Origin of the sequence: Staphylococcus sp. HMSC62A08, from assembly GCF_001839105.1 — a bacterium.
Lineage (GTDB): Bacteria > Bacillota > Bacilli > Staphylococcales > Staphylococcaceae > Staphylococcus > Staphylococcus caprae.
The window spans coordinates 64498-88120 of sequence record NZ_KV840027.1; the positions used below are offsets into that span (position 1 = coordinate 64498).

General features: G+C 34.5%; 19 protein-coding genes and 1 pseudogene. All 20 read left to right on the top strand.

The genetic code is table 11. From position 1 onward, the window contains the following. The coding region (locus HMPREF3264_RS01115) for an ABC transporter ATP-binding protein (RefSeq protein WP_070871644.1) at nucleotides 1-594 on the top strand (594 nt) is incomplete at its 5' end. Between the two features lie 25 nt (nucleotides 595-619). Beyond that, entirely contained in the window at nucleotides 620-2605 is a 1986-nt protein-coding gene (locus HMPREF3264_RS01120) for an ABC transporter permease (protein WP_256323946.1), read from the top strand. A 139-nt stretch (nucleotides 2606-2744) separates the two neighbouring features. Further along, entirely contained in the window at nucleotides 2745-3485 is a 741-nt protein-coding gene (locus HMPREF3264_RS01125; RefSeq protein WP_070871646.1) for a DUF4064 domain-containing protein, read from the top strand. 312 nt (nucleotides 3486-3797) lie between these two features. Further along, a pseudogene (locus HMPREF3264_RS01130) lies at nucleotides 3798-5389 on the top strand (solute:sodium symporter family transporter). 136 nt (nucleotides 5390-5525) lie between these two features. Beyond that, a complete protein-coding gene (locus HMPREF3264_RS01135; RefSeq protein WP_070871647.1) occupies nucleotides 5526-6713 on the top strand; it encodes a 5,10-methylene-tetrahydrofolate dehydrogenase in 1188 nt (395 codons plus the stop codon). Continuing rightward, nucleotides 6710-7831, top strand: a complete 1122-nt coding sequence (locus HMPREF3264_RS01140; RefSeq protein ID WP_070871648.1) for a 5,10-methylene-tetrahydrofolate dehydrogenase — start codon at nucleotides 6710-6712, stop codon at nucleotides 7829-7831. Before HMPREF3264_RS01135 ends, HMPREF3264_RS01140 begins: the two co-directional genes overlap by 4 nt. 331 nt (nucleotides 7832-8162) lie before the next feature. Beyond that, the gene (locus tag HMPREF3264_RS01145; protein WP_070871928.1) at nucleotides 8163-9485 is read left to right on the top strand and encodes a PrsW family glutamic-type intramembrane protease; all 1323 of its coding nucleotides are present in this window, start codon (nucleotides 8163-8165) and stop codon (nucleotides 9483-9485) included. After that, nucleotides 9485-10213 (top strand): zinc-ribbon domain-containing protein, encoded by a 729-nt coding sequence (locus HMPREF3264_RS01150; RefSeq protein WP_002444529.1) that lies wholly within the window; start codon nucleotides 9485-9487, stop codon nucleotides 10211-10213. The genes HMPREF3264_RS01145 and HMPREF3264_RS01150 overlap by 1 nt, the downstream gene beginning before the upstream one ends. A 181-nt stretch (nucleotides 10214-10394) precedes the next feature. Continuing rightward, entirely contained in the window at nucleotides 10395-10835 is a 441-nt protein-coding gene (locus tag HMPREF3264_RS01155) for a MarR family winged helix-turn-helix transcriptional regulator (RefSeq protein WP_002444528.1), read from the top strand. Nucleotides 10836-10851: 16 nt separating this feature from the next. Then, nucleotides 10852-12195, top strand: a complete 1344-nt coding sequence (locus tag HMPREF3264_RS01160) for a dihydrolipoyl dehydrogenase family protein (protein WP_070871649.1) — start codon at nucleotides 10852-10854, stop codon at nucleotides 12193-12195. Nucleotides 12196-12207: 12 nt separating this feature from the next. Then, a complete protein-coding gene (locus tag HMPREF3264_RS01165; protein ID WP_070871650.1) occupies nucleotides 12208-12702 on the top strand; it encodes a glutathione peroxidase in 495 nt (164 codons plus the stop codon). Between the two features lie 211 nt (nucleotides 12703-12913). Further along, entirely contained in the window at nucleotides 12914-13645 is a 732-nt protein-coding gene (locus tag HMPREF3264_RS01170; RefSeq protein ID WP_070871929.1) for a phosphoadenylyl-sulfate reductase, read from the top strand. Nucleotides 13646-13918: 273 nt separating this feature from the next. Next, nucleotides 13919-15784 (top strand): assimilatory sulfite reductase (NADPH) flavoprotein subunit, encoded by a 1866-nt coding sequence (locus HMPREF3264_RS01175; protein ID WP_070871651.1) that lies wholly within the window; start codon nucleotides 13919-13921, stop codon nucleotides 15782-15784. 19 nt (nucleotides 15785-15803) lie between these two features. After that, nucleotides 15804-17522: an assimilatory sulfite reductase (NADPH) hemoprotein subunit gene (cysI, locus tag HMPREF3264_RS01180; RefSeq protein ID WP_070871652.1), complete on the top strand. Its 1719-nt coding sequence runs from the start codon at nucleotides 15804-15806 to the stop codon at nucleotides 17520-17522. A 20-nt stretch (nucleotides 17523-17542) separates the two neighbouring features. Beyond that, a complete protein-coding gene (gene cobA / locus HMPREF3264_RS01185; RefSeq protein ID WP_070871653.1) occupies nucleotides 17543-18319 on the top strand; it encodes a uroporphyrinogen-III C-methyltransferase in 777 nt (258 codons plus the stop codon). 112 nt (nucleotides 18320-18431) lie between these two features. Continuing rightward, nucleotides 18432-19043: an NAD(P)-binding protein gene (locus HMPREF3264_RS01190; protein WP_037541711.1), complete on the top strand. Its 612-nt coding sequence runs from the start codon at nucleotides 18432-18434 to the stop codon at nucleotides 19041-19043. Nucleotides 19044-19063: 20 nt separating this feature from the next. Beyond that, nucleotides 19064-19963, top strand: a complete 900-nt coding sequence (locus HMPREF3264_RS01195; protein WP_002444510.1) for a sulfite exporter TauE/SafE family protein — start codon at nucleotides 19064-19066, stop codon at nucleotides 19961-19963. Nucleotides 19964-19986: 23 nt separating this feature from the next. After that, entirely contained in the window at nucleotides 19987-21165 is a 1179-nt protein-coding gene (gene sat, locus HMPREF3264_RS01200; protein ID WP_070871654.1) for a sulfate adenylyltransferase, read from the top strand. Nucleotides 21166-21186: 21 nt separating this feature from the next. Beyond that, a complete protein-coding gene (gene cysC / locus HMPREF3264_RS01205) occupies nucleotides 21187-21786 on the top strand; it encodes an adenylyl-sulfate kinase (RefSeq protein WP_070830082.1) in 600 nt (199 codons plus the stop codon). A 176-nt stretch (nucleotides 21787-21962) separates the two neighbouring features. After that, the gene (locus HMPREF3264_RS01210; RefSeq protein ID WP_070830083.1) at nucleotides 21963-23189 is read left to right on the top strand and encodes an ArgE/DapE family deacylase; all 1227 of its coding nucleotides are present in this window, start codon (nucleotides 21963-21965) and stop codon (nucleotides 23187-23189) included. Nucleotides 23190-23623 lie beyond the last annotated feature (434 nt).

Consider the following 23623-nt stretch of genomic DNA (forward strand, 5'->3'; position numbering starts at 1 on the left):
GCAACTTTCGATAAATTAACTGAAGGCTTTATTACGTTGAATGGTACAGCGATTAATAAATTGCGAAATAAAGAAATTGCCCGTTTTCGCAGGGAAACATTAGGGTTTGTCTTTCAAGACTTCAACGTACTTAATACTATGTCCAACAATGATAATATTTTGATGCCACTTGTCCTTGCGAATGAACGCCCTAAAACGATGGACGAACGTCTTAAATCGATAAGTACTCAATTAGGGATTCATGATCTACTAGATAAATATCCATACGAAATTTCAGGTGGTCAAAAGCAACGTGTTGCCATAGCCCGTGCACTGATCGCTCAACCTAAATTACTTCTCGCCGATGAACCAACAGGCGCGCTTGATTCTAAAACTTCTAAAAACCTTATGAAACTCTTTAGAGAAATTAACCAAAATAATCAAACGATATTAATGGTCACACACTCCAATATTGATGCCTCCTATGCCGAACGTGTGATTTTTATCAAAGATGGTAGATTATATCACGAAATTTATCGTGGTGAAGAATCTCGAGATGAATATCAGAAACGTATTGCCGACAGTTTAGCCATCTTAAATGGGAGAGGTGATTAGTGTGACATTCAAGATGCTTTGGCAAATGGTTAAACGAAGTTACGTTACACAACGTCATATTATCATCCCATTTATTATTGCTGTAAGTATTATGTTTGCTATAGAGTACATATTAATCTCGATTACACAAAACACCTATACTCAAAAGCATAATAGCTTTTTGCCACTATTTGCCATACTCGGTAATGTACTAATGTCTATGTTGACATTGATTTTTGTTGTTTATGCAAATAACTTTGTGATTAAGAGAAGGCAACGAGAATTCGCAGTATATATGATTTTAGGGATGGAGAAGAAACATCTTAAAATTGTACTTATTATTGAATCTTTTATTAATTTCATAATTATAAGTTGTATTAGTATGATTGGTGGATATTTATTCGGTTCTTTATTTTTTATGCTTATAAGTAAGGTATGGATAGGCAAAAATGCGAGTTTAGTTGATTACCCATTTGACTTTAAGTCCATGTTAATTACTTTAACGATGCTGATTGTAGTTTTAAGCGTTCTCAATATGATTAATATTATAAAAGTAACTTTCCAAAGTCCGCTTAAACTAGTCGATCAAAACGTAAAAAAGTCAGGGAAAACGTCTAAACTTTTCACCTATATTGTATTGGTATTGGGCATCCTTGCGACAGGCACTGGGTATAGCATTGCCTTACAAGATAATTCGGCAATGGGTTCATTAGCGTCTATATTTGTGGCGATGTTCTGCGTATTTCTAGGCACGTACTTTCTTTTTATATCTTTGAGCGTTGTAGTACTAGATTGTTTGAAAAAAATACCAAAATTCTACTATAAGACCAATAACTTTTTTACCGTATCTAACCTAAGAAGTCGTTTGAAATCCAATGCGGTAAGTTTGGCTACCATTTCGTTATTATCTACTTTTCTTATAGTCACTTTAGGTATGACAATTCAAACATACAGAGGTTTCAATGAAAGATTAGATAATATATGGGCGAATCAATATAAAGTCAATATGAGTGGCGACTTTCATAAAGATAAAAAAGTAAAAAAAGATATGACAAAAACAGAAGATTATATTAAAAAACATGTCAAAACTGATACGTTTAAAAGATATACCTTAGATACAATTAATACTGAATTAGAAGTGAACAAAAATGGTTCAACATTGAATCCGAGCTCAAATCAATTTGATGGTAGATTATTCTATTTATCTAAACAAGTACCTCACTATTTTACAATAACTTTTATGCCACTTGCCGATTATAATCATTACCATTCCCATCTTAATCTTAAAAGTAATGAAATTGCCATTAACACGGATAATAGTTTATTAAGCAAGGCTAATAAAATAGAAATTAATGGAACTGTATATAAGGTGAAGCATATCAAAAAAATGAATATCAATACTTTAGATAACGTCATGGATGGTGCCTATATCGTAACGAAGAATAATCAAACAAAGACAAAGATATTTAATTATTTAAATAAAGATAATCGTGAAAAAATTTATCCTTCAAGTTCTCATATAGAGTTTAATAATATGGAAGATAAACCTCTGACACATGTTCAAATGAATAAAATTAATAAAAAGATTAAAGGATTCATAGAGGATAAACCAACGTTTAAGAGGCAGTGGATAGGAGTTAATGGAGGGTTAATATTTGTCGGCACAGTTGTATCATTTGTCTTACTCATTGCGATATTCTTGATGATGTATTATAAACAAATTTCTGAGGGGTACGATGATCGACACGAATACGAAGTCATGAAGAAAATTGGATTAGAACAAAGTTTGATTAAACAAATTATAAACAAACAAATCATCTGGATATTCTCAATACCTGTAATTGTAGCAATGATTCACACCTTGGTTGCATCTAAAATAATTTTTAATCTTCTTGGATTCGTAACAGTTAAAGACATTGGAATGTTTGCGACAAGTTACTTAGGAGTAATTGTAGTATTTATTGCTATATACTCTCTCATGTACTGGATTACTTCGCGTATTTATTACATGATTGTTAATAGTAGACGCTAAATTGTTTAATACTTCAAATTAAATATCTATAATTAAAATGGATATTATCAAAAAGTTAGTATCCATTTTTTATTTATCAGGAATAAATCTCATATGTGAGGGTATAAAATAAATAACTTAAAAAGGAGGAATAATAAACATGATTAAACGTACTGGTGAAAAAGTTCTATCCTGGATTGGAAATATTCTCCATCTTTTATACTTAGGTTTTATTGTTTTAATGGTTTCCATGATGGGCAATAAAGATTTTAAAGATGAAATGATTAACAGTAGTCAAAGTTCAAATCCAAACGTATCATCTGATCAACTTAACCAATCTTATGGTATGTTATCAAGTATGGGAACAGGTTTTATTATATTTTTAATTGCATTATTGATTCTTGCAATTATAGGTACGATTTTAATTAGTAAAAAACCTAAAGTTGCAGGTATTTTACTCATCATTGCAGGTATAATAGGTATATTTACAAGCTTTATCGCAGGAATTCTATGGCTTATTGCAGGTATCATGTTATTAGCACGTAAACCTAAAGATGATAACTATGATAATTATGACAACAATAACCATAATGGTGCCTATGCAAATAACGAATATCAAAGTAACAACAATCATGAACGCTATGAAAACGGCGATCAACAAGTAAACGAAAAAAACAATTTATTTATTTTATCTGAAGAAGACAAGAAAAATGAACAACAAGACATTAAAGAACACTATTCAAATGATAGCCACAATGACACTCAAAACGTTAATGAGAATAGAGACAATCATGCCAACCATCAAGACTTAAACGCTAATACGCATAAAGATAACGATTTTATTGATAAAGAAGAACAACTTCGCAAAGATAAAAAAGAAGAAGATCCTTTTAAATATTAAACAGCTATAAATACTAGTTTAATATTAATGTCCAATATCGACCTGACACGCAAGTTGGGTCGATTTTTTACGCAAATCAGATGCATTACGAACGAGTTTCTTCCTATTATATAATATAAATTTCCAAACTGATTTGTTTATGAAAATGAAATTTACATACAACTATTGAAAATATTAATGAATTAGTCTAGAATTCTTCAATGCGCACAATTCAATGCGTATATGAAAATGAAGTTTTAAAAATAATATTTACGTCTATATATATCTTGCGTGCAAAGTTCAACTTAAAATTTGAGGGAGGTTGTTTAAAGAATGAATTGGATATCGATAGTCTTATTCATTCTAGTTGTAGGGGGTATATCATTATATGCCTATCTGCAATCAAGAAAGGTTAAAACAGATAGTTCGGACGGTTACTTTATGGGAGGTAACAGTCTAACAGGATTTACAGTCGCTTCTACGATTATTATGACCAATTTATCTACAGAACAAATTGTAGGACAAAATGGTCAAAGTTACGCACAAGGCATGGAAGTAATGGCTTGGGAGGTCACTGCAGCTGTCGCAGTTGTATTACTTGCATGGGTGTTTCTACCTAAATATCTACAATATGGTGTAAGCACAATTTCAGAATTCCTAGAACTGAGATATGATACATTCACTAAACGATTTGTATCCATCTTATTTATCTTCACGTATGTAGTTTCCTTTTTACCTGTAGTACTTTACTCAGGGTCACTCGTTTTCAACAAAATGTTTAACGTCGACAAATATTTAGGTGTGAGCAGTACTACTGCTGTCATTATTATTTCTTCAGTTATCGGTATCGTAGGGATTCTCTATCTCTTCGTTGGCGGTTTATCATTGAGTGCATTTAGTGATTCAATTTATGGAATGGCGCTCATTGTTGGCGGTCTTGCGATTACAATTCTTGGATTAGGCCACCTAGGTGATGGTAGTTTCTTACACGGTTTCGATAAAATGGTCCAAAACACACCTGAGAAATTGAACGGTTTCGGTAAGATCGATTCCGATATCGTGCCATGGCCAACGCTTTTCTTTGGTATGTTCTTCAATAACTTATTCTTTTGGTGCGCTAACCAAATGATTGTACAAAAAGCACTTGCCGCTAAAAACTTAAAAGAATCACAAAAAGGTGCAATTTACTTAAGTTTATTCAAGGTATTCGGTCCTTTATTTACCGTGTTACCAGGTGTGGTAGCGTATAACTATTTCAATGGTAGTATCAAAACTTCAGATAACGCGTATCCTGCACTTGTCAGTTCCGTTCTACCAGATTGGGCGTTCGGCTTATTTGGTGCGGTGATTTTCGGTGCGATTTTAAGTTCATTTGTAGGTTCTCTAAATAGTACAACAACGTTATTGACGTTAGATTTCTATAAACCTATTTTCGGGAAAAATAAATCCGACAAACACATCGCACGTGTAGGTCATATTGCTACCGTTGTCATTGGGGCAATTGTAGTAGGACTTGCGCCAGTCATTTCATTATTCCCAAGTGGATTATACGCAGTTGTACAACAATTTAATGGTGTATATAGTATGCCAGTTTTAGTACTTATTTTAGTAGCCTTTTTCTCTAAACAAACTTCGAAATTAGGTGCTAAAGTGGCACTTGCAACACACATTGTGCTATACGCAATTATCAGTCTCGTATTTACGCAAATCAACTATCTATATACGTTTAGCGTATTATTCTTTGTAGATTTAGCTATTGTATTAATTTTCAATAAGATTAAACCGTCAAGTGAGTACGACTTGAAGTCACGTAAAGCAGTTGTTGATACAACACCATGAAATATCGTTATATTGCAGGTACTATCATTCTTTTACTCGTTGTATTAAGTTATGTTATCTTTTCACCACTCGTACTAGCGAAATAAATGTTACAATTGGAATTTGATAAATGAATGAACACAAGTGTGCGTTGAAACCCGTATCAATCGGCGTAGACGTACACTTTAGTTATATTAAATTTAATTTTCCTGAAAATGAAAACGAAAGGAGGTTCACTAACACATGCATACAGTAGGCATCATACCTTCACCCGGTGTTGCGCATGAACATGCGAAGAAAATAATACCAAGAGTAAAGAAACTACTCACTGAACGTATTGACGGGGACAATCACTGGAACTTTGATATTAAAGTAGACTTGATGATTGGTTCAGCGGAGGATGTGCATGAGAGTGTTGATAAAGCTGCAAAACTCAAAGAGCAACATCAATGGGATTATGTCATTTGTTTAACAGATTTACCAAGTATTTCTGATAATAAAGTCGTTATCAGTGATTATAATAGTGAGAAACAAGTGGCAATGTTATCTTTGCCATCACTTGGCGTTATTGATTTAAAACGTAAATTGATCAAAACGGTAACTTCTTTGATTGAACAACTTTATTATGAAAAACCAAAAAGTAAAAATGCGCCTCATCCGTTTGTACGTATGAAAGCAGTTGAACCTGAAGAAGATGAATCATCTAAAGAGCGCTATATTAATACGTTGTTTATTATGAGTTGGATACAGCTCGTTGCGGGTCTGACACGTGCAAATCAACCGTGGAAGAATATATTTAACTTTAAGAAGATTATTTCCGTAGCCTTTGCAACAGGAACTTATATTTCTATCTTCTCCATGCCATGGGAGTTAAGTGTCATCTATTCACCATTCAGATTAATATTATTGATGGTCATTGCCATAGTAGGAATGGCGGGCTGGCTCTTCTATGCGCATCAGCTATTGGAGAGAAAGACTGCAAAGTCGCAACGTGTGTACCGTTATATTTATAATTCAACGACACTCGTCACTTTAAGTATGATTACACTTATCAATTATTTCATTTTATATATCTTACTAGCGATTAGTATTACATTATTTGTACCCGTCGATTTATTCAATAGTTGGACAAGCGCTAAAGCGCAGTTCACATTTACGAATTATCTGCGATTGATTTGGTTTGTCGCATCATTAGGTTTATTAGCAGGTGCTATGGGTTCCACAGTTGAAAATGAAGAAAAAATACGTCGTATTACGTACTCTTATCGACAATATCATCGTTATAAAGAAGCAGAACAAGAACAAGAGCAACAAGAGGAATCTCAAGATGTTTCTCATCAAAAAGTGGAACAACAAGCATCTAGTAATGAAAATAAAGATGAGCAATATGAAGGCAAAAAACAAGGACACAGAGAGGAGGATGAGTCATGACAGAAACAGAAAAAATAACAATTGGTCTTGTTGTAGCACCTGGTGTCACAGAACGGTTAGGTGAAAGTTTAATCCAAGAACTACCAGACGTACTTTCCGAACAGTACAACAATAAGAAGGAATGGACGGTTGATTTAGTCACTGATCCATTAACTGGTTTCGCAGAATCTGTAGATGAAATTTTCAAGAAAGTTGCAGATTATCATGATAAACGTCAATGGGATTACGTTATTTCCATCACAGATTTGCCGATGTTTGCTGAACATCAAGTGATGGCATTGGATATTAATATGTACAACGGCGCTGCTATCTTTTCATATCCTGCATTTGGATGGCGACCTGTTAAGAAAAGATTTAAACAAGCAATAGTAAGCATCATTCAAGAATTACACGAAGCGGAAAATGTAGATCGTAATTATGATGATAATAACAATATTGAAACTTCTGTTAGTAGACAATTTCCTCTCTCGAAAATTAGTAAAACAAAAGTATATTTAGAAGAGACAGACTCTTACCATTTAAGATATTTATCTGATTCACGTTCTAGAGGTATGTTTAGACTTGTCAGTGGGATGACTTTCGCGAACAATCCATTAAACATGATGGCAAGTTTAAGTAATATCGTAGCAATTGCCTTTACAACTGGCGCATTTGGTTTAGTGTTTACGACAATGTGGCAAATGGCAAATAGTTTCTCAATGTGGCGTTTATTTGGTATTTCAATTATAGCGGTTATTGGCATGCTTATTTGGATAATGATGTCACACAATTTATGGGAATCTGTCAAAGAGAGCAACAATAAACGCATTACTTGGCTATATAATGCAACAACAGTCATGACTCTAGTCATCGCAATTATTATCTACTATATTATTCTTTACTTATTATTCTTAATTGCCGAACTTGTATTACTACCAGCTGATTTCCTCGGTCAACAAGTAAGTCTCAAAGGTCCCGCTGGTCCAGACCTTTATCTAAGTATTCCTTGGTTTGCAGCTTCCATTTCAACAGTTGCAGGTGCCATTGGTGCAGGTCTTTTAAATGACCAATTAATCAAAGAAAGTACCTATGGCTATCGACAACGCACTCGCTATGAAGATAATTATGATGAAAAATAAATAGAAAAAATTTCATACGTATTTGAAGTATGATAGAAAGGGTCTGAATGCGAATGATGAGGTACAAATGTTGGCTGAGACGACACGGTAATGATCAAACAATACGAAGTAATTTGAAAAAATAACCACTCCAAAAAAGTTTGGAGTGGTTATTTTTATATGTATAAATATTTTAATGACTGATATTGAAGTATAACTTTTACATTTAAATAGGAGAAGTAAGGTAAATAAGAGTAATTTAAACTATTAAGAGTATAGATTTTCTATAAAAAATAATTTAAAATATTGTGTAACAACTTATTTTAAAGAGAAAATGAAAGTAGGGTTGGTTATGCAATGTTCAAATTGTGGAGGAGTCATTCAAAAGGATGATAAATTTTGTGCCCATTGTGGAAGTAAAACTGAGGGGCATGGGGAGAATCATTCTGAAAATAATTTAGAAAGAAAGTGTCCAGCATGTTCTGAAGTTGTCGGGGAGAATGATCAATTTTGCATGAATTGTGGTAGTCCGATTGAAAAGTCAGAAACACAAATAAATTCGAGTATAGTTGCAACAAATTATTCAAACACAAATAATCACATTGAGAAAGAAGCAACCGAGAGTATTAATTTTACTGAGGAAGCTAAAAATTTATTTAATAGTACAACGAAATCTATAGGGAAATTAGCTGGAAATGATGAAAGCTTAAAATTAAACTTGAGAGACATGTTCTCTGAAGTTTTTAAACATCACAATAAACATGATTCAGACGAAGTATTCATTGCAGGTACACGAAACACAACGCCTCATATAAGTGAAGTTTCGGAAGAATGGAGTAAGCCATGGGTATTTTCTAGAGTGTTTATAGCTTTGGCTATTACTTTCGGTGTGTTATGGGTGTTAACTAATGTTCTTGGAAATGAGAACAGTATTCCAGGGATGATATTTATAGGTGCTTTAACAGTTCCTATTTCCGGTTTGATTTTCTTTTTTGAATCTAATGCATTTAAAAATATCAGCATTTTTGATGTTATGAAAATGTTCTTTATTGGTGGAGTCTTTTCTTTAATCAGTACAATTATATTGTATAATTTTGTTACGTTTAGTGACGAATTTCAATTTTATGGCATCATGACGATTAGAGACGCATTTTTAGTTGGTTTAATTGAAGAAATTGGGAAAGCTATTATAGTAATTTTATTTATCAATTATTTAAAAACAAATAAAATTTTAAATGGTTTATTAGTAGGCGCTTCTATAGGAGCGGGATTTGCAGTGTTTGAGACAGCTGGTTACATACTTAATTCAGGGTTGCAATCTGTAGATAGTTTAAGTGCGATGACTGATGTCATTGTCTTAAGAGGATGGTCATCTTTAGGGGGACACTTAGTGTGGGCTGCTATCGTTGGTGCTGCAGTTGTTATAGCTAAAGGAGAACGTCAATTTGAGTGGAGCAATATATTAGATAAACGTTTCTTGTTCTTCTTTTTTGCCTCAGTAATTTTACATTGTATTTGGGATACAGATATTACCATTTTAGGAAGCATGAATCTTAAAATGATCTTATTAATTATTATTGCTTGGTTACTCGTATTTATTTTAATGAAATCAGGTTTAACTCAAGTAAATAAACTTAGGGAAGCGTATTTTTTAACGGAAAAGAGTGAAGCGTAATGAAATATTGTCCAAATTGCGGAAATCAATTGAAAGAGGGACAATCATTCTGTAATAAATGTGGAACGCATATTAAACAATCGAATCAAAATCATTCACCTCAATCGAATGGTAATCATCGAAATTATCAACTATATCAACAGAAAGAAGAGAAGAAACCCACAGTGTGGATTGTGTTGTTATCTATCATCTTTGTTTTATTAATTGCCGCAGTTCTGTATGGTGGGTATTACGCCTATAATCATTATGTTAAGAATGATGATACAGAAGCAGAATCAACACAAACGACTCAAACGGATTCGAATGATTCGCAAAGTAAAAGTGATTCAACTTCCAAAGGTCCTCGCATTGATATCTTTAGTAGCGATTTTGATAAAAATTATATGAAATCTGCTTCGACACGTGGATATCACGGTATATACAAAGGTATGACACGTAAAGAAGTAGAAGATAAATTTGGTAAATCTAATGGAAATGTAGAGGGTTCAAATTATAATTATGAAACATATGGCAACTTGGCAGTGGCTTATGAAAATGATGAAGTTGTTCAAGTTGGTATAGCACCAAGTAATGTGTCGGAAGATCAATTTATCCAAACATACAACGAACCAGATGAAAGAAAAACCAACCAATTAATTTATGACAGTAATAAAGATAATGATTTCTCAGTATTAGTTAACACTAAAGATGGGAAAGTCTCTGTTATCGAAAATGTTGATCAAATATAACTTTTAATCAGTATTGATGCGATGGCTGAGAGGAGCAGTATCATTCGAAGAGTAAAAGTTGCAAAGAGTTGCGAAAGCAACTCTTTTTTTATTTGGCATACAATTATGCAGAATTTTTGATTTGCATTACACAATGTAACAGAATGCAATCAATCGTGTACGATTGAAAAGAGGTGAATGTGTGAATCAACAATACAGAGGACTTGCGAATCAACTATGTTTTTCCGCATATAATGTAAGTCGCTTATTTGCACAATTTTACGAGAAAGAACTTAAACAGTTCGGTTTAACCTATTCACAATATCTCGTGTTATTAGTTTTATGGGAAAATGATGAACAACCACTGAATGTCATTGGGCAACAATTAGATTTATCTAGTAACACGTTGACACCACTATTAAAAAGACTCGAACAAGCAGGATGGGTTAAAAGAGAACGCGCGCAAGAGGATAAAAGACAATTAATTGTCTCGCTTACTCACAAAGGTCATCAACAACAAGATGCTGTATTCGCAGCCATATCTCGTTGTTTACCAAAAGAGTTTAATATAGATGAATATGATGAAACCAAACGAGTATTCGACGAACTAGAACACACACTCAAAGCACTCATACAAAAATAAGTAAAGGATGAGGAAAATGAAAAAATATGACGTTGTATTTCTAGGAAGTGGACACGCAGCATGGCATGCCGCATTAACTTTAAAACAATTTGGTAAATCTGTTGCGATTGTTGAGAAAGATACAATTGCTGGAACATGCACTAACTATGGCTGTAATGCCAAAATTTTACTTGAAGGGCCATACGAAGTCTTAGAAGAAGCGGAGCAATATTCAAATATCATTAACACTCAAAACCTCGCCGTGAATTGGCAAAATTTAATGGATTATAAAAAAGAAGTGATTCACCCGATGTCAGGCAGCCTTAAATCAATGTTTGAACAACAAGGCATTGATGTCATTATGGGAAAAGGTAAAATTGTGGATGAATATACCATCGATGTAGAAGGTAATCAAATCCAAGCAGATTTCATAGTGGTTGCTACAGGTCAGCACAGTAATAAATTAGATATTGATGGGAAAGAACTCACGTATGATAGTCGTGATTTCTTATCAATGGAATCTCTACCCCAAAGTATAACTTTTATTGGAGCGGGTATCATAAGTATAGAATTCGCATCTATCATGATTAAATCAGGTGTTGAAGTTAATGTGATTCATCATTCAAATGAACCTTTAAAAGGCTTTAACACATCTCATGTAAATAAATTAATTGAAAAACTAAAATCAGAAGGCGTACAATTTTATTTCAATGAAAATACTCAATCAGTTAAAAAAGACGGACAACATTTTGTTGTGACGACTGAATCTGGGTTATCTATTGAAACAGAGTACGTACTAGATGCGACAGGAAGAAAACCAAACGTGCAAGAGATTGGTTTAGAAAATGTAAACATTGAATTTAGCGATAAAGGTATAAAAGTCGATGATTATTTAAGAACAAATGTGAAAAACATATATGCAAGTGGCGATGTAATTGACAAGACGATTCCTAAACTAACTCCAACTGCAACATTTGAATCTAATTATATCGCTGCGCATATTCTTGGATTAGATCAGAATGCAATTCAATATTCAGCAATTCCTTCAGTATTATATTCATTGCCAAGATTGTCTCAAATTGGTGTCACAGTAAGTGAGGCTCAAAAGAGTGATGACTATACTGTTAAAGATATTCCGTTTGGTAAACAGATGGTGTTTGAATATAAAAATGAAACTGAAGCAGAAATGTCTATAGTATTAGATCGTCATCAACGATTAGTCGGTGCAGAAATTTATGGTAATGATGCAAATGATTTAGTCAATCTATTAGTATTTATTATTAATAAACAAATGACTGCTCAAGAATTAAATCAAAATATTTTTGCTTTCCCTGGAGCATCTAGTGGCGCTATTGATTTATTAAAATTCGCAATGATGTAGAGGTGTATCTCAATGAGTAAGGATGTTTATGATATAGAAGTTGAAAATTATGATGGCTCTACCTACTTTTTAGAAAAATATAAAGGAAAAGTTCTAATTATTGTAAATACCGCAACTAATTGCGCATTAAGTGATCAATTTGAAGGACTAGAAACGTTATATCAACATTATAAAGAAGAGGGCTTAGTCATTCTAAGCTTTCCATGCAACAACTTTGACAACCAAGAACCGGGGTCGATAGAGGAAATATACGACACGTATCGACAACAGTTTGGTATCACATTTCCAATTCATTCAAAGACTGATGTGAATGGAGAAAATGAACATCCTTTATATACTTTATTGAAACGTGAAAAACCAGGATTATTTGGTTCACCAATCAAATGGAATTTCACTAAATTTATCATTGATAGAAATGGTAAAGTTGTAGGAAAATATTTACCATTTGATAAGCCAGAAGAAATGGAAGCACACATCAAAGAATTATTAAATGAATACAAAGATTAACGATAAGTTTCCTTCAAAGTCGTTCTGAATTGAATGACGCTTTGAAGGAAATTTTTTTATTTATTTTCTAAAAATTAATCATGAATATTTACACTCTCATCTTGACTTTCAATATAAAAGTAGTTAAAGTATAAAACATAATTATTCTGACAATTCAGATAGGAATTAACATAATTGAATAAATTTATGAACAAGGGGGTACCATAAATTGATTTCAGTCGATAAGATTACTTATCAAAGTTTTACGGGCGATCCATTTATTAACGCTATCAATACTGACGATGAAACAAAGGGCGCTTATCAAATATTAAATTGGGCGTACAAAACATATGGTGACGACATTGTTTATTCTTGTAGTTTCGGTGCAGAGAGTATGGTACTCATCGATTTAATTTCTCAAATTAAACCAGATGCTCAAATCGTTTTTCTAGATACTGATCTACATTTTCAAGAAACTTATGATTTAATCGATAGAGTGAGAGACAAATATCCACAACTTCGTATTAAAATGAAGAAACCAGAACTTACATTAGAAGAGCAGGCTGAAAAATATAATCCGGCCTTATGGAAGAACAATCCAAACCAGTGCTGTTATATCAGAAAGATAAAGCCACTTGAAGAGGTATTATCTGGAGCTGTAGCTTGGGTTTCTGGATTAAGACGTGCTCAATCACCAACACGTGCTAACACAGATTTTATTAATAAAGATGAACGTTTTAAATCAGTTAAAGTATGTCCGTTAATTTATTGGACAGTAGACGAGGTTTGGGACTACATCAAGAGTAATGACTTACCTTACAATGAATTACATGATCAGCATTATCCTAGTATCGGCTGTATTCCATGCACTGCGCCTGTATTTGACTCGAATGATTCACGTGCTGGAAGATGGTCTAACTTCGAGAAAACAGAATGCGGATTACATGTTGCTGACAAACCATAAAGGTAAATAAAATTTTTTACAATTAAAACCTAGTATTCCGATAAGGTATAAAGAATAGGTTGCATTTTGACTATGTGAGTATGATGTTTGAAATGATAAACGAAGAACATTATCGGTGGCTCATGTATACTCATTGTCCGACACAATGCTTTATTTTCTTTGTTTTACTGTAGAGAATATTTGGTACATACTAGAATTGACGATATTGCAAATTCATTTTCAAATATAGAGTAAACAAAATATCGGGATATTATAGATAAGAGGTGTATATGATTGAACTTAAGTGTCACTAATAGTCCCTTTACTGAAGGGCAAGCATCACAGATTAATGAATTACTCCAAACCCTAACACCAGACCAAAAAGTATGGTTGAGTGGCTACCTTATAGCAAATCAACAATCGAATGTTGCAAATGGAGAAACCTCTCTTAATGGTACAACTTCTTCAACACCATCCGTAGAACAGAAAACAGAAGAGATGTTGCAAGAGAAAGAGCCTGAAGTTATACCACAGAAACGTTCGATTACCATTCTTTATGGATCTGAAACAGGTAATGCACAAGGATTAGCAGAAATATTTGAAGAACGTTTATCAGATATTGGAAACGAAGTCACGCTCAAGTCTATGGATGATTTCAAACCGAAAGATCTTAAAAAAGTTGAAGACCTATTTATCGTTACAGCAACGCATGGTGAAGGTGATCCACCAGATAACGCAGTTGAACTACATGAATATATTCATGGTCGTAAAGCGCCTAAATTAGATGGTGTGCGATTCTCAGTGTTAGCTTTAGGTGACCAGACATATGAATTCTTCTGTCAAACAGGTAAGGATTTCGATAATCGCCTTGCAGAACTTGGTGCGGAAAGAATTTATGACCGCGTCGACTGTGATGTGGATTATGATGAAGACGCTGAAAAGTGGATGGCCAATGTCATCAATGCCATAGATTCTACGCCAGCTGATACAGATAGTGAACAAGTGGTGAGTGAATCAATAAAGTCCGCAAAGGAGAAGAAATACTCTAAGTCCAATCCTTATGATGCTGAAGTTTTGACGAATATTAATTTAAACGGTCGAGGTTCGAATAAAGAAACAAGACATGTTGAATTACTACTTGATAATTTTGGTGAAGAATACGAACCGGGCGACTGTCTGATGGTCTTACCTCAGAACGACCCAGCACTTGTTGATTTATTAATCAGTACATTAGGTTGGAGTCCAGATACTCAAGTATTAATCAATGATGATGGAGACACACTTAATCTTGAGGAAGCATTAACATCACACTTTGAAATTACGAAATTAACGAAACCGTTAATAGAGAATGCGGCCACTTTCTTCGACAATGAAGAACTATCGGAGAAAGTTCAAGATAAAGCGTGGATTCAAAATTATATCGAAGGACGCGACTTAATCGATTTATTAAATGACTTTGCTACAACGGATTTACAGCCGGAAAATATGTATCAATTATTGCGAAAGTTACCACCTAGAGAATATTCAATATCTAGTAGTTATAAAGCAACGCCTGATGAAGTGCACATTACTGTAGGAGCTGTCAGATACAATGCGCATGGTCGAGATCGTACAGGGGTATGCTCAGTCCAATTTGCTGAGAGAATTCAAGAAGGAGATACGGTGCCAATCTACTTGAAACGTAATCCGAACTTTAAATTCCCTCAAAATGAAGAAACCCCAGTTATTATGATTGGTCCTGGTACAGGCGTAGCACCTTTTAGATCTTACATGCAAGAACGTGAAGAACTAGGATTTAAAGGTAATACATGGTTATTCTTCGGTGAACAACACTTTACAACTGATTTCTTGTACCAAACAGAATGGCAAGAATGGTTAAACGATGGAACACTATCTAAGTTGGATGTGGCATTTTCAAGAGATACAGACCAAAAAGTGTATGTGCAACATAAGATTGCTGAAAATAGTGAACAATTTAATCAATGGATTGAGAATGGCGGTGCAATCTACGTTTGTGGTGATGAAAGTAAAATGGCTAAAGATGTTCACTTAGCAATTAGAGAAGTATTAATGAAAGAACAAAACTTATCTGAAGACGATGCAGAAGAATATTTAAAACAATTGAAACGAGATAAGAGATATCAACGAGACGTGTATTAATTGAAAGGATGGGGGATACATGGCTAAAACAAATAAGCAAATTTCAGAAGAACTTGGTAACAATCTTGATGAAATGGAATATTTAAAAGCCGATAGTGACTTTCTACGTGGCACAATTGAACAAGGTCTTGCTAATCCTATTACGGGCGCAATTTCACAGGATGATGCAAAACTATTAAAGTTCCACGGAAGTTACATGCAAGATGATAGAGACTTAAGAGATGAACGACGTAAACAAAAATTAGAACCCGCATATAGTTTTATGATTCGTGTGCGCGTTCCCGGGGGTAAAGCGACACCAGATCAATGGATAGCCATGGATGAAATTTCAAACAACCATGCCAATCATACGATTAAATTAACGACGAGACAGGCATTCCAATTCCACGGCATTCTCAAACGTAATTTAAAACAATCAATGAAAGAAATTAATAACGCTGTGCTAGATTCTATCGCTGCATGTGGAGATGTGAATCGTAATACTATGTGTAATCCGAATCCCTATCAATCTCAAGTGCATAAGGAAGTGAATGATTACGCCACTCATATAAGTAATCATCTCTTACCTCGTACGGGCGCGTATCATGAAATTTGGCTAGACGGTGAGAAAGTTTTAGATTCTAGTGTGGAAAAGGAACCGATATACGGCAGTACTTATCTACCACGTAAATTCAAAATCGGTATTGCGGTACCACCTTCAAATGATATCGACGTGTATTCTCAAGATATTGGATTAATCGCTATCGTGGATAACGGCGAATTAGTTGGATTTAATGTCACTATTGGTGGAGGCATGGGTATGACGCATGGTAATACAAACACATACCCTCAACTTGGTCGACTTATCGGTTTCATTCCTAAAGAGAGTGCTGTAGAGGTCTGCGAAAAATTACTTACGATTCAACGTGATTATGGTAATCGTGAAAATCGTAAAAACGCACGTTTTAAATATACTGTTGATCGACTAGGAGAACAGTGGGTTAAAGAAGAATTGAATCGTCGTTTAGGATGGGAGATTGAAGAGGCACGTGATTTTGAATTTGAACATAACGGTGACCGTTTAGGTTGGATTGAAGGGGATGGTAATTGGAATTTTACTTTATTTATCCAAAACGGCCGTGTCAAAGATACTGAAGATTATCAATTGAAAACAGCATTAAGAGAAATAGCTGAAATTCATACAGGAGACTTCAGACTATCACCTAACCAAAACTTAGTCATCGCCAATGTAACACCAGAGAAAAAAGATGAAATTCAAGCCATTATTGATAAATATAGCTTGACTGATGGCAAGAACTATACTGGATTACGTAGGAATTCTATGGCATGTGTAGCCTTCCCCACTTGTGGGTTAGCGATGGCAGAATCTGAAAGATATTTACCATCACTTATTTCTAAGATAGAAGACCTATTAGACGAAGCGGGTGTACAAGACGATGAAATCACAATCCGTATGACAGGTTGTCCAAACGGTTGTGCGCGTCCAGCGCTTGCGGAAGTTGCATTTATCGGAAAAGCCCCAGGCAAATATAATATGTATTTAGGCGGTGGCTTCAAAGGCGAACGTCTTAATAAATTGTATAAAGAAAATATTGATGAAAATGAAATTCTAAATAGTTTACGTCCATTATTGATAAGTTACGGAAAAGAGCGCTTAGACGGCGAACACTTTGGTGACTTCGTTATCCGTTCAGGTGTCGTAGCGAAAGTTCACGATGGTCGAGACTTCCATAGCTAATCTAAAGGGAAGTGATTGATATGGGCAAGGTATTTCTAGTTGGCGCAGGTCCTGGTGATCCTGATTTATTAACGATTAAAGGGTTAAAAGCCATCAAAGAGGCTGACGTTATACTTTACGATCGTCTTGTTAATAAGAAAATTTTAGAATTTGCATCACCCTCGACCAAATTCTTCTACTGTGGTAAGGACCCTAATAGGTATGCTTTACCTCAAGAGGAAACGAATAAAATGATGGTCGCTTTAGCTAAAAAAGGGCATACAGTTACACGCTTAAAAGGTGGCGATCCTTTTGTCTTTGGCAGAGGTGGCGAGGAAGCAGAAGAGCTAGCAAATCACAATATTCCTTTCGAAGTTGTGCCAGGCATTACCTCTGGCATTGCAGCACCTGCATATGCAGGCATTCCTGTTACGCATCGTGACTTTAGTTCGTCAGTGGCGTTCGTAACTGCAGTGAATAAAACAGGAATGACTAAAGAACAATATTGGGAACACCTAGCTAATGGACCTGAAACTTTATGTGTGTATATGGGAGTGAAACGACTTCCTGAAATCTGTCAATTATTGATTAAACACGGTCGTTCAATTGATACACCTGTAGCACTTGTTCATATGGGAACATCAGAACAACAAAGAACAGTTACAGGTACATTAAGTACTATTGTAGAGAAGTCACACCAAATTAAAAATCCAGCTATCATTATAGCTGGCGATGTTGTTCATATGAGAGAGAAGATTAATTGGTTTAGAGAACAAGCAGATCAAGCTGAAATGTCACTGAGTTTATCGACAAAGTAACATCTGAATCGTATGCTGATTTGAATCAATCCTTCGTTGTTTTAATATTAATTTTCAGAAAATGAAGAAAAATAGTAAGATGAATACTATAAACTTTCAGGAGGGCTTTAACGTGAATATGCCATTAATGTTGGATTTAACAGATAAGAAAGTCGTAATTGTGGGCGGGGGTAAAATCGCCACGAGACGCGTTCAAACATTATTAGATTATACGACATTGATTCACGTGGTAAGTCCAACCTTAACTGAGACCATTGAACAACTGGTTAAAACAAAATGTATCACATATTCGAATAAGTGCTTTGAACCACAAGATATTGATGATGCAGACTTTGTGATAGCAGCCACTAATGATCAGAAGATAAATGAAGAGGTGATGCACGCATTACCTCGACATGCATTATTTAATCATGCGGGACAAGCCGAATTAGGTAATGTAACGTTTCCGAATATCTTTAAAAGAAACCGATTAACGATTGGCGTTTCTACTGAAGGGGCAAGCCCGAAATTAGGCCAACGTATTATCAAAAATTTAGAACATACATACACCGAAGATTACGCGGATTACGTTCAATTTTTATATGAAAGTAGACAATACATTAAAGCACTCAGAATAGAGCCATCTGATAAACAAGCGTTACTTGAACAAATTTTATCAGAAAAATATTTAGATGAGACTAAGCAACATGAATTCATCCGATGGCTTAAATCACAAGTCAAATGAAGAATGGGGGCGTATAATATATGCGCAAAGTGTTAATATTCGCAATTGCAGGCTTCTTAGCTCAACTTGTAGATGGGTCACTCGGCATGGGATTCGGTGCATCGTCGTCATCTATACTACTAACTTACGGCATCGCACCAGCAGTTGTTTCTGCTACGGTTCATTTTTCAGAAATTGCAACTACTGCAGCTTCAGGAACATCTCACTGGAAATTCGAAAATGTTCATAAGCCAACGATGTTAAAGCTTGCGATACCTGGTTCTATTTCCGCATTTATTGGAGCGGGTGTTTTAACATTTATTCATGGTGATTATATTAAACCGTTCATCGCATTATTTTTATTAAGTATGGGGTTCTATATTTTATATCAGTTCCTATTTAAAAGAACACATGAACATCATACACATGTTGGAGATTTAAGTAGTTTCAAAGTTATTCCACAAGGTGCGATCGCTGGGTTTTTAGATGCTATAGGTGGTGGCGGCTGGGGACCAGTCAATACGCCACTTTTACTTTCAAGTAAGAAGATTCAACCACGTTATGCGATTGGTACAGTCTCAGCGAGTGAATTTTTTGTCACATCTTCTGCTGCATTAAGCTTTATTATATTTTTAGGTTTAACGCAAATTAATTGGTTCGCTGTCATTGCGCTTAGTGTTGGTGGAATGATTGCAGCTCCGATTTCTGCTTATCTAGTTAAAATTTTACCTATAAATATTTTAGCTATTTGTGTTGGTGGTTTAATTATATTCACAAATAGTAATGCATTATTAAGTTATTTCGTTAAAGATGCAACAATTTCAAATACAGTTAGATTTATTATTCTTGCGTCAATCATTGTTCTACTCATTGTTCAGATGGTTCGAAACAAGTTATTGTCTTTTTCTTACAAGAAAAGCCGAGTAAACAAATATAATTAATTGGATAAAGGGGTTATGAAACTATGTCTAATAATGAAGAAGTAATCAATTATACAATCAAACCACATGGTGGAGAATTAATTAATCGAGTACTCGAAGGTGAAGAAAGAGAACATTTAATCAAAGAAGCTTCATCCTATAAGTCAATCACGTTAAATCCATGGAGTATATCAGATTTAGAATTAATCGGTATAGGCGGATTTAGTCCTTTAACAGGGTTTATGAACAAAGCGGATTACACGGCAGTGGTTGAAGACACACATTTAGAAAATGGATTAGTTTGGAGTATTCCTATCACACTTCCAGTAACTGAAGATGAAGCGGATCAGCTAGAAATTGGAGAGCATGTTGCCTTATATGGTGAAGATGGAGAATTATACGGTACTTTAAAATTAGAAGAAAAGTACAAATATGATAAAGAAAAAGAAGCGAAGTTAGTATACGGAACAACTGAAGAAGCACATCCAGGTGTGAAAAAGGTATATGAAAAAGGAAATGTTTATTTAGCAGGTCCTATACAATTATTGAATCGTCCTAAACATGATGAATTTTCCGATTATCATTTAGATCCATCTGAGACAAGACAGTTATTTCATGACTTAGGATGGAAAACAGTCGTTGGCTTCCAAACAAGAAATCCTGTTCACCGTGCCCATGAATATATTCAAAAATCAGCGTTAGAAATCGTGGATGGTCTATTATTAAATCCTCTAGTTGGGGAAACAAAGTCTGATGACATCCCAGCTGATGTACGTATGGAAAGTTACCAAGCTATTCTTAAGAATTATTTCCCAGAAAATAGAGCGCGTTTAGTGATTTATCCAGCAGCTATGCGTTATGCTGGGCCACGTGAAGCAATACTTCATGCGACAGTACGTAAAAATTATGGATGTACACATTTCATTGTAGGACGTGATCATGCGGGTGTAGGTGATTATTACGGCACATACGAGGCACAAGAACTCATTTCTCAATTTGAAGATGAACTAGATATTCAAATATTAAAATTTGAACATGCGTTTTATTGCGAAACGTGTGGCAATATGGCAACCGCTAAAACATGCCCTCATGATGCATCGCAACATTTGCATCTAAGTGGTACAAAGGTAAGAGAAAAGTTACGTAATGGTGAATCACTACCTCCTGAATTCTCTAGACCAGAAGTTGCTGAAGTGCTTATTAAAGGATTACAACAAAAATAATAAATAGAGGGGAAAGATAACATGAGTGAATCTAATCATATTACTTGGCATGATTCAGAAGTAACGAAAGAAGAAAGACAAAATCGTAATGGCCATAAAAGCGCAGTGATATGGTTCACTGGATTGTCTGGGTCTGGTAAATCAACCGTATCCGTCGCTCTTGAAAAAGCATTATTCAATGAAGGGAAACAAACATACCGTTTAGATGGGGATAATGTACGTCATGGTTTAAATAAAAATTTAGGTTTTAGCCCTGAAGACCGTACTGAAAATATCCGTCGTATTGGAGAAGTAGCCAAATTAATGGTAGATGCCGGTTCATTGACTGTTACGGCATTTATTTCTCCTTATAAAGAAGATCGAGATAACGTTCGTGCAATTCTTGAAGACGATGAGTTTATTGAGGTCTATACACAATGTAGCGTTGAAGAATGTGAGAAACGTGACCCTAAGGGATTATATAAGAAAGCACGTGCTGGAGAAATACCTGAATTTACAGGAATTAGCGCACCTTACGAAGCTCCAGAACATCCAGAAATTATTCTAGATACGGAAAATGAAACAATTGAAGAATCTGTAGATCGCGTCATCCATTATCTTAAAGCACATCGATATCTTTAAAAGGTTAAAACATTCAGTTAGCATGATCGATTTGAATCGATTTCCAGTGAAAACATTGCCATGCATACACTAGTGATCTATTAAAACTAATACTACTTTTTCATCATATTATATAATGTTTAACATTGCTGTATTTTGTTAAGAAATAAATGAAGAACAAAAAAGGTAGTGATGAAATGAGTACATTTAGTGAAGAAGAAAAACTACAAATATTGGCAGATATGGTAGAGATTCGAACAGAAAATGATAATGAAATCGAAGTGTGCCAGTATCTACAAAAGTTATTATCAAAGCACGACATTGATTCAAATATTTTAAAAGTAAACGATAAAAGAGCAAATATCGTAGCTGAGATTGGAAGTGGTTCTCCAGTATTAGCAATAAGTGGTCATATGGATGTTGTGACAAGTGGAGATGAAAATGAATGGACGTATCCACCGTTCGAACTCACTGAAAAAGATGGGAAATTGTATGGTAGAGGAACGAGTGATATGAAAGGTGGCCTTGCAGCACTTGTCATTTCACTTATTGAGCTTAAAGAAGAAGATGCTTTAAAAGATGGTACAATACGCTTATTAGCTACTACAGGAGAAGAAAAAGAGCAAGAAGGTGCCAAATTATTTGCTAAAGAAGGGTACATGGACGATGTAGATGGGCTCATCATCGCCGAGCCTACAAAAAGTATGATATTTTACGCACACAAAGGTTCAATGGATTGTAAAGTTTCTGCGAAAGGTAAAACAACGCATAGTTCAGTGCCATTCTTAGGTGATAGTGCGATAGATACGCTTGTTGATTTCGTGAATCAAATGAAAAACAAGTATCAAGATATTAAAAAAGAAGATACAAAACATGAATTAGATGTAGCGCCAATGTTTAATAGCCTTCTTGATGATCCGTTAACTGAGGAACAAGAAAATATTGTATCAGGATTTTCAATGGTTGGTTCCATTATTAATGGTGGAAGTCAGTTTAATTCAGTTCCTGGACATGCCTACATAGAATATAATGTTAGAACTGTACCGGAATATGATAACGAATTTGTGAAGAAGTTATTTAAAGATGTCATCAAAGAAGTAGATGAGGATAGATTAACTTTCGAAGTGCCAAGCGATAATAGTTTGGTAAAAAGTGATAAAGACAACGCGTTAGTCAAATGTATCGCTAACATTGGTCCTGATTATGTTGATGATAAAATGATTGTCAGCGCATTAATCGGTACAACAGACGGTTCTAATTTATTAAAAGATCGCGAAGATGATGTTGATTTTGCAATTTTCGGACCTGGTGTACCACTTGAAGCACATCAAGTAGATGAATATTTAGAAAAAGATACATATCTTAACTATATTGATCTTTATAAAGATGTGTTTGTGAAATATCTAGAAGATAAAAGTAAATAAGAACAATCATGAAGGCAATGTATTATAGTCATACGTATAGTAAAAAGATGATTAACTCTTAAGAGGTGGAACGTAAGTTTCACCTCTTTTTTATGAAAAAATAAGGTTGTAAAATTATCAGATAAATTACAACAGTTCGTGCAACATTGTTGAATAAAATGCTATAAATACTGTCATGAAAGTAAATTTAATTCTGTAAAAATCAAACATCATTTTTACAAGAAAGCGTTACATTATTATGATTCATTTACAAAGCAATAACATCGCCCACAAATGGTTGTGTGTCTGTTAGAGTGTGTCTTGTCGTTAATTAACGAAGAAAAAATTAAATTGATATTGCAAATAGAAAATTGAAGGTAGCCACGAGATAGTTAAAGATATACAAAATTTAGGAGGATATTAAAAATGAAAAAAATCGCTACAGCTACAATCGC